Source organism: Ralstonia sp. ASV6 (assembly GCF_016429285.1).
GTDB classification, from domain to species: domain Bacteria; phylum Pseudomonadota; class Gammaproteobacteria; order Burkholderiales; family Burkholderiaceae; genus Ralstonia; species Ralstonia flaminis.
The window spans coordinates 44,388-56,805 of sequence record NZ_JAELUI010000011.1 but is presented as its reverse complement, the minus strand read 5'-3'; the positions used below and the strand labels follow the sequence as shown (position 1 = coordinate 56,805).

Below are 12,418 nucleotides of genomic sequence, written 5' to 3'. Positions count from 1 at the left end.
GCGCAGCGCCACTCCGGCCTTTGGAGGAAAGGGGGCGATTGTACCCCAGGGGATTAGATAAGTCCCTGATTTTCGACATCTTTCGGCTGTCAGTCAGAGGGTTGTCAGCCAGGTGCCTCCCCTGCGCATGGCTGCAAACCGCTGTCCGGCGCCTTGCGCAATGTGCGCAGAACGCACGCGGAATTGCCGTAAAATGCCGGATTGTCCTTTTCTGATTCACAACTGGCATGCCCCGTGCCCCAGGCGTTGCTTCGAGCGACGCGTCCGCCTCCCCATCCGCCGCGCCGGCTTCCTATGAAGCAGCCATGGCCGAACTCGAAACCCTCGTTGCCAGCATGGAATCGGGCGAACTGCCACTGGAGGCCTCGCTTGCGGCGTATCGCCGCGGGGCCGAACTGGTCAAGTATTGCCAGCAGGTGCTGGAGCGCGTTGAGCAGCAGGTCCGTGTGCTCGACGGCGACGCCCTGAAACCGCTGGCCGACGACAGCAACACGAACGAACAGGGCGGTGCATGAGCGCGCAGGTCCAATCCGAGTTCGTCCAATGGATGACGTCCGTGGTCGCACGGACGGAAACCGCACTGGAGCGCGCTTTGCCGGCCGAAACCGTGGTGCCGCAACGCCTGCATGCTGCCATGCGCTACGCCACGCTAGGTGCCGGCAAGCGCGTGCGCCCGCTGCTGGCGCATGCTGCCGGCGCATTGGGCGAGGCGTCGCCCGAAGCACTCGATGGCGTGAGCTGTGCGGTGGAGATGATCCACGCCTATTCGCTGGTCCATGATGACATGCCCTGCATGGACGACGACGACCTGCGCCGCGGCCGTCCGACCGTGCATCGCGCCTATGATGAAGCGACGGCGTTGCTGGTGGGGGATGCGCTGCAGACACAGGGCTTTATCGTGCTGGCTGAGCTGGGCGCAGTAAACCCCGCGACCCGTGCGGTGCTGGTGGGCGAATTGGCGCGTGCGTCGGGTTCGCTGGGTATGGCGGGTGGTCAGGCAATCGATCTGCAGAGCGTAGGCATTGCGCTGTCGCAAGAAGCACTGGAGGCAATGCACCGCATGAAGACCGGTGCACTGCTGCGTGCCAGTCTGCGCATGGGGGCGCTGTGTGCCGGCGCGAATGCCGCGGCGCTGGAGCAGGTGGATGCTTACGCGGGTGCCGTCGGCCTGGCGTTCCAAGTGGTCGACGATATCCTCGACGTGACGGCCGATACCGCGACGCTGGGCAAGACTGCCGGCAAGGACGAGGCCAACGACAAACCGACCTATGTGTCCATCCTCGGGTTGGACAAGGCCCGGGCACTGGCCGATGAGCTGCACGCTGCTGCGGGTGCGGCGGTTACACAGCTCGCCCGAGAATTGGGCGAGGCACGTACCGTTCGGTTGGCCGAGATGGCCGACTTGATCGTGCGGCGTGGCCACTGAACAACATTGCGTTGGGGGTAGAGCCCAACGCCAAAACGCCTGAGCGGCGGTCCCACATGACGTACGAACTTCTGAAAACCATCGACGATCCGGCCGACCTGCGCCGACTGGACCGCCGCCAGCTCGGCCCCCTGGCCGGCGAGCTGCGAGCCTTCGTGCTCGATTCCGTCTCGCAGACGGGCGGCCATTTGTCGTCGAACCTGGGCACGGTCGAGCTGACCATCGCGCTGCACTACGTCTTCAACACGCCGGAAGACCGCATCGTGTGGGATGTTGGCCACCAGAGCTATCCGCACAAGATCCTGACTGGTCGCCGCGAGCAGATGGGGTCGTTGCGTCAGCTCGATGGTATTTCCGGCTTCCCGCGCCGCAGCGAGAGTCCGTACGACACGTTCGGCACGGCGCACTCGTCTACGTCGATCTCCGCTGCGCTGGGCATGGCCCTGGGCGCCAAGACCAACGGCGAAGACCGCGTCGCCATTGCCGTGATTGGCGACGGCGCCATGACCGCCGGCATGGCCTTCGAGGCCATGAACAATGCGGGCATCTACAAGAACCTGCCGTTGGTTGTGGTGCTCAACGACAACGACATGTCGATCTCGCCGCCGGTGGGGGCGCTCAACCGTTACCTTGCGCGTCTCATGAGCGGCCAGTTCTACGCCGCCACCAAGAAGGGCGTGGAGAAGCTGCTGTCGGTGGCGCCGCCGGTGCTCGAATTTGCCAAGCGCTTCGAGGAACACACCAAGGGCATGTTTGTGCCGGCCACGATGTTCGAGGAGTTCGGCTTCAACTACATCGGCCCGATTGACGGACACGATCTCGAGTCACTCGTGCCGACGCTGCAGAATATCCGCAAGCGCGCGCTGGAAGGCGGCGGGCCGCAGTTCCTGCACGTGGTCACCAAGAAAGGCCAGGGCTACAAGCTGGCCGAGGCCGACCCGATCCTCTATCACGGCCCGGGCAAGTTCAATCCGCAAGAGGGCATCAAGCCGGCCACGCGCCCGGCCAAGGTGACGTACACGCAGGTGTTCGGCAACTGGCTGTGCGACATGGCTGCCGCTGACAAGCGCCTTGTCGGTATCACGCCCGCCATGCGCGAGGGCTCCGGCATGGTGGAGTTCGAGCGGCGTTTTCCGGATCGTTACTACGACGTTGGCATTGCCGAGCAGCACGCCGTGACGTTTGCCGGTGGCCTCGCGTGCGAAGGCCTAAAGCCTGTCGTTGCCATCTATTCGACGTTCCTGCAGCGCGGCTATGACCAGTTGATCCACGATGTGGCGCTGCAGAACCTGCCGGTGGTGTTTGCGCTGGATCGCGCCGGCCTGGTCGGTGCGGATGGCGCCACGCATGCCGGTGCCTATGACATCGCCTACCTGCGTTGCATCCCCAATATGATGGTGATGACGCCGGCGGACGAGAACGAATGTCGCCAACTGCTGAGCACAGCGTTTGCGCAGGACTGCCCGACGGCGGTGCGCTATCCGCGCGGTGCAGGCACGGGTGTCACGGTGCAGCCAACGCTCGAACCGCTGCCGCTGGGCAAGGCCGAGGTGCGCCGCGCATCAACGGCTCCGGCAGGGCAGCGCGTCGCGATCCTGGCATTCGGTTCGATGGTTGCGCCGGCTTCTGCTGCAGCGGAGCGTCTGGATGCGAGCGTCGTCAACATGCGCTTCGTCAAGCCGCTCGACGTGGCCTGCGTGCTGGAAATGGCGCGCACGCACGATTACATCGTCACGGTGGAAGAGGGCTGCGTGATGGGCGGCGCCGGCAGCGCCTGCGTGGAAGCACTGGCTGCCGCCGGTGTGGCAACGCCCGTGCTGCAACTGGGCCTGCCCGACCGCTTTGTCGACCACGGAGACCACGCGGCGCTGCTGGCGCAATGCGGGTTGGATGCCAACGGCATCCTTGCTTCCATTCGTGAGCGCTTTGATGTGCAGCCGCGGGCAGCGGCACCGCGTGTCGCCTGAGTCACCTTGCGTTTGCGTGATAGGCAGATTCAATCACCCGCATAGCGCTTGCGGGTTTGAGTAGTTGACTGCAGAGGTAGGAAATTTCCCTTACACTCCGCCAGTCCAATTTGTAAATTGTGTGCGCAGTCGCGGGATGGGTTGATCAGATCACTTGAGGAGTGGTCACCGTCAGCCAGATTCCGCGGTTTCACACTCGTTGCGTTCCGGCCGACTGCGATGGCCGGGCGACCGTAAAGGAAACCGATCATGAACGATATGAACCCGGCTTTTGCGATGCCGGATGTGCAGTCCAGCCACGACACCCGCCAGATCCCGATTCAACGCGTGGGCGTGCGTGGCGTGCGTTACCCGATGTCGCTGCAGACCCCGTCGGGCGTGCAGAACACCGTCGGCACGTACAACCTGGATGTGCATCTGCCTGCCGACCAGAAGGGCACGCACATGTCGCGCTTCGTCGCGCTGCTTGAAGAAGAGCGCGAGCCGCTGAATCTGGCCCAATTCCAGCTCCTGCTGGAAAAGATGCTGGAAAAGCTCGAAGCCGACGCCGGCCGCATCGAAGTCCATTTCCCGTATTTCGTCAGCAAGACAGCCCCGGTGTCGGGCGTGCAGTCGCTGATGGACTATGAAGTGACGATGATCGGCGAAGTGCGCGACGGTCACACCAAGGTCCGCGTCAAGGCGCTGGTGCCGGTGACGAGCCTGTGCCCGTGCTCGAAGAAGATCTCGCAGTACGGCGCGCACAACCAGCGCTCGCACATCACGATCGACGCCGAGCTGGCTGCCGATACGCCGGTTGAGTCGCTGATCCGCATGGCGGAAGAAGAAGCCTCGTGCGAACTGTGGGGCCTGCTCAAGCGTCCGGACGAGAAGTTCGTGACCGAGCGCGCGTATGAGAACCCGAAGTTCGTGGAAGACCTGGTGCGCGACATCGCCATGCGCTTGAACCAGGACGACCGCATCGTCGCGTACACGCTGGAAGCCGAGAACTTCGAGTCGATTCACAACCACAGCGCCTATGCGCTGATCGAGCGCGACAAGCGTCTCGACAAGTAATTGATGGCGCAGTAACGAAAAAAGCCGCTCAACCGAGCGGCTTTTTTCATGCGCGTGATGCGTGGGGGATGCGAATGTCTTCCAGATCCCAGCGCGGCGTGACGCCGTAGCCGTAGCCGTCCTGCACTTGCGAGGGATCGGCTTGGAGCCGCATCGCGCCGGCAAAGGCGATCATCGCGCCGTTGTCGGTGCAGAACTGCAGGTCGGGGTAGTAGACGCGCAGACCGCGCTTCTTGCCCTCGGCGTTCAGGCCTTCGCGCAACTGGCGGTTGGCGCCCACCCCACCGGCCACGACGATGCGCTTGAGCCCATGCTCGCGTGCGGCACGGAGTGTCTTCTTGACGAGCACTTCGACGATGGCGTCGACAAACGCGCGAGCCAGGTCGGCACGCGGCTGATGGCAGGCCTCGCTGTCGGTCAGGTTGAGCTTGCGCACCTGCGTGAGCACAGCGGTCTTCAGGCCTGCGAACGAGAAATCGAAATTGCCCGAATGCAGCATCGGCCGGGGCAGGTCGAACACGCCCGGATTGCCGAATTCAGCCAGGCGAGAGACAGCCGGACCACCGGGGTAACCAAGGCCGAGCAGCTTGGCGGTCTTGTCGAAGGCTTCACCAGCGGCATCGTCGAGCGTTTCGCCGAGCAGCGTGTACTGGCCAACAGCATCGACGCGCATCAGTTGCGTGTGCCCACCCGAGACGAGTAGCGCCAGGAACGGAAACTCGGGGCGCTCCGCCTCCAGCAGCGGCGAAAGCAAATGCCCCTCCAGGTGATGCACGCCCACCAGCGGCTTGCCCAGCGCAAACGCCAGCGCATTCGCCACCGAAGCGCCGACCAGCAGCGCACCGGCCAGCCCCGGGCCCTTCGTATAGGCGATGGCGTCGATGTCTGCGCGCGTGGCGCCGGCCTTGCCGAGCACTTCTTCCAGCAGCGGAATCACGCGACGGATGTGGTCGCGCGAAGCCAGCTCAGGCACGACGCCGCCGTATTCGCGGTGCATGGCGATCTGCGAATACAGCGCATGCGCGCGCAGGCCGTCGGCCGTGTCGTACAGGGCGACACCGGTTTCGTCACAGGAGGATTCGATGCCGAGGACCAGCATGGCAGGCGTGGGTGAGGAATGGGAAGGCCGCTGAAGATAGCACAAGTTAAAATGCGCGGTTTCCTCAAGAATAAGGCGGCGCGGCGATCATGATGCGGTGCGATGTAGCGGTGATCGGCGCGGGCGCGGCCGGGATGATGTGCGCGGCGGTGGCCGGGCAGCGCGGCGCGCGCGTAGTGCTGATCGACCACGCGACCAAGCTGGCCGAGAAGATTCGCATCTCCGGCGGCGGGCGCTGCAACTTCACCAACGTCAACGCGGGGCCAGCCAACTACCTGTCGAACAACCCGCATTTCTGCCGCTCGGCGCTGGCGCGGTACACGGCACAGGATTTCATCAGCCTCGTCTCCAGCTACCGCATCCCGTACCACGAGAAGCACAAAGGCCAGCTTTTCTGCGACGACAGCGCGGAAGACATCATCCGCATGCTCGAAGCCGAGTGCGAGAAGGGCAACGTCGTCTGGCGCACCGGCTGCTCGATCGCTGAAGTGAGCAAAGATGGCGATGCCTACCGCCTATCGACCAGCGCGGGCGAGATCATCGCCGACAAGCTGGTGATCGCCACGGGAGGCTTGTCCATCCCGAAGATTGGTGCGACAGATTTTGGCTATCGCATTGCGCGGCAGTTCGGGCTGAAGATTGTCGAGACGCACCCGGCGCTGGTGCCGCTCACGTTCAACGCCGAGCATTGGGCACCGTTTTCGGCGCTGTCTGGTGTGTCGATGGAGGTGGATGTGACGGTCGCGCAGCCCGCAGGCGCGGGCAAGGGGGGGAAGAAGGGCGCTGCCACGACGTTCCGCGAAGACTTGCTGCTCACGCATCGCGGCTTGTCTGGCCCGGCTGTGCTTCAAATCTCAAGCTTCTGGAATTCCGGCCAACCGCTGAACATTGACCTATTGCCGGACACCGACGCCGCGCAGTGGCTGTGCGATGAGAAATCCGGTTCGCGCAAGCAGCTCGGAACGGTGTTGGCGCAGCGCTTGCCAGAGCGCGTCGCGCAGGCATGGTGCGCCACGCATGGCGCGAATCCTCATGCGCAAATTGCCGACTTGCCTGACAAGCTGCTGCGTACGCTGGGCGGCGCGCTTAACCGCTGGCAGCTGACGCCTTCCGGCAGCGAGGGCTACCGCAAGGCTGAAGTTACACGCGGCGGCGTCGATACGCGTGCGCTGTCATCCGCCACCATGGAGGCACAATCTGCCCCCGGCCTGTACTTCATCGGCGAGGTGGTCGACGTGACGGGGTGGCTCGGCGGCTACAACTTCCAGTGGGCATGGGCATCGGCCGTGGCAGCTGGCGAGGCAGCGTCTGCGGGCTGATCCCCCTCCGATCGGTCCTAGAACTGTTTTGGTTCTGTGCTACGATCAATGATCCACTTTTCTCAGATTGCAACCCGCTGGGCCGCTGCCCAAGCGGGTTTTGCCGTTTATCGGAGTTTTTGAATGTCCTTGAAGGCACAGATCACGGAAGACATGAAGGCCGCCATGCGCGCCAAGGAAATGGATCGTCTGGGTACGATCCGCCTGCTGCAGGCCGCCATCAAGCAGCGCGAGGTGGACGAACGCATCGAACTGGATGATGCCGCCGTGCTGGCCGTGGTCGACAAGATGATCAAGCAGCGCAAGGACTCCATCACCGCGTTCCAGCAGGCCAACCGTGAGGATCTGGCTGCCAAGGAAGCTGCTGAGATTGCTGTGTTGCAGATCTACATGCCCGCGCAGCTGTCGGAAGACGAAGTTGACGCCGCTGTGCGTGACGCCGTGGCCAAGGCCGGTGCTGCCGGCCCGCAGGACATGGGCAAGGTCATGGGCATCCTCAAGCCGGCCCTGGCTGGCCGTGCCGATATGACGCAAGTCTCGGCCCGCGTGAAGGCCGCGCTGACCGGCGCTTGATTCCCCTCCACACCCGCAGCACCCCTGGGGCGCATCCCGCGTGATCCCGCAGCCGTTCATTGACGACCTGCTCAACCGCGTCGACATCGTCGACGTGGTGGGTCGCTACGTCCAATTGAAGAAGGGCGGCGCCAACTTCATGGGGCTGTGCCCGTTCCATAACGAGAAGTCGCCGTCGTTCTCGGTGTCGCCCACCAAGCAGTTCTATCACTGCTTTGGCTGCGGCGCGCACGGCTCGGCCATCGGCTTCCTGATGGAGTTTTCCGGATTGTCGTACGTCGAGGCCATCAAGGACCTCGCGCAGTCCGTGGGCATGGTGGTGCCCGAAGAGCGGGGCGGCTTGCCGCCCGCCGCCCGCGCCGAGCAGCAAGCCAAGACTGTCGCACTCGGTGATGTCATGGCCCGCGCCTGCGAGCACTATCGCAAGCAGCTGCGCAGCGCCCCTAACGCCATCCAGTACCTCAAGGGCCGCGGCCTGACCGGCGAGATCGCCGCGCACTTCGGCCTTGGCTACGCGCCCGACGACTGGCAGTCGCTCGAAAGCGTGTTCGGTCCGTACCGCGAAGACGCCACCGCCGCGCCGCTTATCGAAGCCGGCCTTGTCATCGAAAGCGAGAAGACCGCCGCCGACGGCTCGCACCGCCGCTACGACCGCTTCCGCGATCGCATCATGTTCCCCATCCGCAATACCAAGGGCGTGGTGATCGGCTTTGGCGGCCGGGTGCTGGGGCAGGGCGAACCGAAATACCTCAATTCCCCCGAGACGCCGCTGTTCAGCAAGGGTACCGAGCTGTATGGCCTGTTCGAGGCGCGTAACGCCATCCGCGAGTTCGACTACGTACTGGTCGTCGAAGGCTACATGGACGTCGTCGCACTGGCGCAGCTCGGGTTTGCCAATGCCGTGGCCACGCTGGGCACGGCCTGCACGCCGATCCACGTGCAGAAACTGCTGCGGCAGGTCGACACCGTCATCTTCTCGTTTGACGGCGATTCCGCCGGGCGCCGCGCCGCGCGTCGCGCGCTGGAAGCCTGCCTGCCGCACGCCACCGACAACAAGACGATCAAGTTCCTGTTCCTGCCATCCGAGCACGATCCGGACAGCTTCGTCCGCGAAGAAGGCACCGAAGCCTTCGCCCGCGAAGTGCACAACGCGATGCCGCTGTCGCGCTTCCTGCTGCAGGCCGTGACCGAAGACCTCGACCTGCGCCAGCCTGAAGGTCGTGCCCGCGCCCAGTACGAAGCCAAGCCGCTGCTCACGGCGATGCCGTCCGGCGGTCTGCGCTTGCAGATCGTGCGCGGCCTGGCCGATATGACCGGCACGACCCCTGCCGATATCGAAGCGCTGTGCGGCCTGCGCAGCGACCCCGCTCAGGTTGGCCGCATGACGCAAAAGCGCCCGCGTGTGGCGCGTACCGCACCAACTGCGCTGGAGCAAAAGCTGCTGCGCCTGCTGATGCGCTATCCGGCCCTGGCCGCTCGACTCGATGCCGATGCGCGTGCCCAGTTGACGGCGCCGGAATTGCCCCAAGGTGAGGTATTGGCGGGGTTGCTGGCCGAATGCGATGCCGCGAGCCCCGAGATGCACTTTGGTGCCTTTGTCGAGCGCCTGGGCCAGACGCCGTATGCCGAGGCTTTCGCCGGACTGCGCATGACCGTGCTCGAAGACGACATCGAACTGGAGCCGGCCACCATGGAGTTCGATAGCGCCGTGCAAAAGATGCTTCTTGCGTCGCACAAGCGCGAGCTTGAGATGTTGCTGCGCAAGGTGGAAAGCGGTCACGCCAGCGATGGCGATAAAGAGCGCATGCGCTGGCTGTTAAGCGAGACGAGCCGCCGGTAGCTTGTGTAGCGCACACGTCCCGGCATAAACCTAACTGGGGCGGGCAATTGCGGGTAGCCCCTTGATTTTTCAGGCGAAAACCCGATTTTCGTTTAGACCGGCTGGGTCTGGCGTGCTAGAATAGCCGGTTTGGATTGCAATACCTTTTTCCCATTTTTGGGGGAGTGAGCGTGCCCATGGTGAAGGTGAAGACCTCCGCGAAGGCCGGTTCCAAGGCCAGTCCTGCTTCTGTTTCTGCCACGCGATCCTCATCGGCGCACGGCGCCGGGGGAGGAAAGACCGCAGCGGGAACGGCGAAAGTCGCGAATGGTCGGAGCCATATGGGGCAGGCGGTAGTCAAGGCCACTGCGCCGGCAAAGACGGGGAAAGCCCAGCCGCGCCAGACCGCCGAGATTACTGTTGCCGCCAAGCCCGTCAAGGCAGCAGCGCGCGCAAAAGGCGCAATCCAGTCTTCAACTGCAGACAAGGTCTCGACGTCGATCAGCACGAGCGCCAGACCTGGCGGCAAAACAGCCGCTTCAGTCGCACTCAAGGGCAAGACAACCACCGTGGCGAAATCGAAAGCTACCGAAGTCGAGAGCAAGCAGACCCCTGCCAGCGCAAGCGCAACCAAAACGGGTACCGCTCGTACCAGCACCGCAGCCAAGCCAGCCAAGGCAACCGCGGAAGACACCAAGCGCACCGCCCAGGCAGAGGCCACCCCCACAACTCCTCCTGCGCCTCGCGCCGAAGCAGCAGCCGAGCCCAAAAAGCGCGGCCGCAAGCCCAAAGCAGAAACGCAGGCAGACGATGACAGCAGCACGGACGTGACTGAAGAATTTGACACCCCCGCCGCTCCGGCACCGAAAACCGACAAGCTGAAGGCCCGTGACCGCAAGGCCAAGGAAAAAGCCCTGCTCAAGGAATTTGCTGCTTCGCAGCAAGGTGGTTCGGAAGAAGAGCTCGAGGCTCGCCGCCAGAAGCTCAAGGCGCTGATCAAGCTGGGCAAATCGCGCGGCTACCTGACCTACGCCGAAATCAACGACCACCTCCCCGACGACATGGTCGACGTGGAGTCGCTGGAAACGTTGGTCGCCACGCTCAACGACATCGGCGTTGCCGTGTACGAGCAGGCGCCGGACGCTGAAACGCTGCTCCTGAACGACAACGCGCCTTCCGTCACCACGGAAGAAGAGGCTGAGGAAGAAGCCGAAGCCGCGCTGTCAACGGTTGACTCCGAATTCGGCCGCACGACCGACCCGGTGCGTATGTACATGCGCGAAATGGGCACGGTCGAGCTGCTGACGCGCGAAGGCGAAATTGTCATCGCCAAGCGCATCGAAGCCGGCCTGAAGGACATGGTCATGGCCATCTCGGCCTGCCCGGTCACCATCTCCGAGATCCTCGCCATGGGCGAGCGCGTCGCCAACGACGAAGCCAAGATCGACGAGTACATCGACGGTCTGATTGACCCGAACGCTGACGCCGAAGCTGCCGCCGCGGCCGCTGACGAAGAAGAAGACTTCGAGGACGAAGAGGCCGAAGAAGAGGGCGACGAAGAGGAAGACGAGGACGATGAAGGTGCTGGCGCTGCCGCAGCTTCGGCCCGTCAACTCGAAGAGCTCAAGCAGGCTGCGCTGGTCAAGTTTAGCGTGATCGCCGACCAGTTCGACAAGATGCGCCGCGCGTTCGAGAAGGAAGGCTACAAGTCCAAGCCGTACGTGAAGGCGCAGGAAGCCATCCAGGCTGAACTGATGAGCATCCGTTTCACCGCACGCAACGTTGAGCGTCTGTGCGACACGCTGCGTGGTCAGGTGGACGAAGTGCGCAAGCTGGAACGCGCCATCCTGAACATCGTGGTCGACAAGTGCGGCATGCCGCGTGGCGACTTCGTTTCGCGCTTCCCGGGCAACGAGACCAACCTGAAGTGGATCGAAACCGTGGTGGCCGATGGCAAGCCGTACAGCGCCATCGTCGAGCGTAACGTGCCGGCCGTGCATGAACTGCAGCAGAAGCTGATCGACCTGCAGGCACGCGTGGTGCTGCCGCTGACCGAGCTCAAGGACGTCAACCGCAAGATGTCGGAAGGCGAACGTCGCGCGCGTGAAGCCAAGCGCGAGATGACCGAGGCCAACCTGCGTCTGGTGATCTCGATTGCCAAGAAGTACACGAACCGCGGTCTGCAGTTCCTCGACCTGATCCAGGAAGGCAACATCGGCCTGATGAAGGCGGTGGACAAGTTCGAATACCGTCGCGGCTACAAGTTCTCGACGTACGCCACGTGGTGGATTCGTCAGGCCATCACGCGCTCGATCGCCGACCAGGCGCGCACCATCCGGATTCCGGTGCACATGATCGAGACGATCAACAAGATGAACCGCATCTCGCGTCAGATCCTGCAGGAAACCGGCAATGAGCCGGATCCGGCAACGCTGGCCGAGAAGATGGAGATGCCGGAAGACAAGATCCGCAAGATCATGAAGATCGCCAAGGAGCCGATCTCCATGGAAACGCCGATCGGTGACGACGACGACTCCCATCTGGGCGACTTTATCGAGGACACGAACACGTTGGCCCCGGCTGAAGCGGCGCTGCATGGCTCCATGCGCGGCGTGGTGAAGGACGTGCTCGACTCGCTGACGCCGCGCGAAGCCAAGGTGCTGCGCATGCGTTTCGGTATCGAGATGAGCACCGACCACACGCTGGAAGAAGTCGGCAAGCAGTTCGATGTGACACGTGAGCGTATTCGCCAGATCGAAGCCAAGGCGCTGCGCAAGCTGCGTCACCCGAGCCGCTCAGACAAGCTGAAGAGCTTCTTGGAAGGTAGCTGATCAATGCCGGAAGGTGGGCTGCGGCCCACTTTCAGGTAAAATTCACGATGTGGCCCGGCCTAATCCGCCGGGTCAATTTTTTGTCGGTTGTCCGTTCGGGCACCGCTCTTTGGGCCTCTAGCTCATGCTTGGTTAGAGCAGCGGACTCATAATCCGTTGGTGCCGGGTTCGACTCCCGGGGGGCCCACCATCCCTTTTTTTATTTGCGCAAATCTTTCTGTCGAACGGCTTTCTGCTATTTCATGCGGAACCGTATCGGGACTGATTTTTGCTGGCGCATATATCTCAAGAAATATATCCGTTTCGACATAATTCGGTTATGTCGCAC

General features: G+C 63.3%; 9 protein-coding genes and 1 tRNA gene. 9 read left to right on the top strand and 1 reads right to left on the bottom strand.

All coding sequences use genetic code 11. The features are described 5' to 3' along the window. Positions 1–227: 227 nt before the first annotated feature. The 4 genes from JHD73_RS03490 (at position 228) to folE2 (ending at position 4,449) form a co-directional block, all read left to right on the top strand. The gene (locus JHD73_RS03490) at positions 228–515 is read left to right on the top strand and encodes an exodeoxyribonuclease VII small subunit (protein ID WP_199027793.1); all 288 of its coding nucleotides are present in this window, start codon (positions 228–230) and stop codon (positions 513–515) included. After that, positions 512–1,426 carry a polyprenyl synthetase family protein gene (locus JHD73_RS03485; protein WP_199027791.1) on the top strand — a complete coding sequence of 305 codons (915 nt, stop codon included), beginning with the start codon at positions 512–514 and terminating at the stop codon, positions 1,424–1,426. The genes JHD73_RS03490 and JHD73_RS03485 overlap by 4 nt, the downstream gene beginning before the upstream one ends. A 56-nt stretch (positions 1,427–1,482) precedes the next feature. Further along, positions 1,483–3,393, top strand: a complete 1,911-nt coding sequence (dxs, locus tag JHD73_RS03480) for a 1-deoxy-D-xylulose-5-phosphate synthase (RefSeq protein WP_199027790.1) — start codon at positions 1,483–1,485, stop codon at positions 3,391–3,393. A 249-nt stretch (positions 3,394–3,642) separates the two neighbouring features. After that, complete coding sequence (gene folE2, locus JHD73_RS03475) at positions 3,643–4,449, top strand: GTP cyclohydrolase FolE2 (RefSeq protein ID WP_048931898.1); 807 nt, start codon at positions 3,643–3,645, stop codon at positions 4,447–4,449. Positions 4,450–4,495: 46 nt separating this feature from the next. On the opposite strand, the gene tsaD is transcribed toward folE2, so the two are convergent. Continuing rightward, a complete protein-coding gene (tsaD, locus tag JHD73_RS03470; RefSeq protein ID WP_199027788.1) occupies positions 4,496–5,548 on the bottom strand; it encodes a tRNA (adenosine(37)-N6)-threonylcarbamoyltransferase complex transferase subunit TsaD in 1,053 nt (350 codons plus the stop codon). A gap of 89 nt (positions 5,549–5,637) precedes the next feature. On the opposite strand from tsaD, the gene JHD73_RS03465 reads away from it, so the two are divergent. The 5 genes from JHD73_RS03465 (at position 5,638) to JHD73_RS03445 (ending at position 12,280) form a co-directional block, all read left to right on the top strand. Then, positions 5,638–6,867, top strand: coding sequence for an NAD(P)/FAD-dependent oxidoreductase (locus JHD73_RS03465; protein WP_199027786.1), 1,230 nt, complete (start codon positions 5,638–5,640; stop codon positions 6,865–6,867). 123 nt (positions 6,868–6,990) lie between these two features. Beyond that, the gene (locus tag JHD73_RS03460; RefSeq protein WP_199027784.1) at positions 6,991–7,440 is read left to right on the top strand and encodes a GatB/YqeY domain-containing protein; all 450 of its coding nucleotides are present in this window, start codon (positions 6,991–6,993) and stop codon (positions 7,438–7,440) included. A 40-nt stretch (positions 7,441–7,480) separates the two neighbouring features. After that, positions 7,481–9,280, top strand: a complete 1,800-nt coding sequence (dnaG, locus tag JHD73_RS03455; protein ID WP_199027782.1) for a DNA primase — start codon at positions 7,481–7,483, stop codon at positions 9,278–9,280. A gap of 320 nt (positions 9,281–9,600) precedes the next feature. After that, the gene (gene rpoD / locus JHD73_RS03450; RefSeq protein WP_199027780.1) at positions 9,601–12,090 is read left to right on the top strand and encodes an RNA polymerase sigma factor RpoD; all 2,490 of its coding nucleotides are present in this window, start codon (positions 9,601–9,603) and stop codon (positions 12,088–12,090) included. A gap of 111 nt (positions 12,091–12,201) precedes the next feature. Further along, a tRNA-Ile gene (locus JHD73_RS03445) sits at positions 12,202–12,280 on the top strand. The last annotated feature ends 138 nt before the right edge of the window (positions 12,281–12,418 follow it).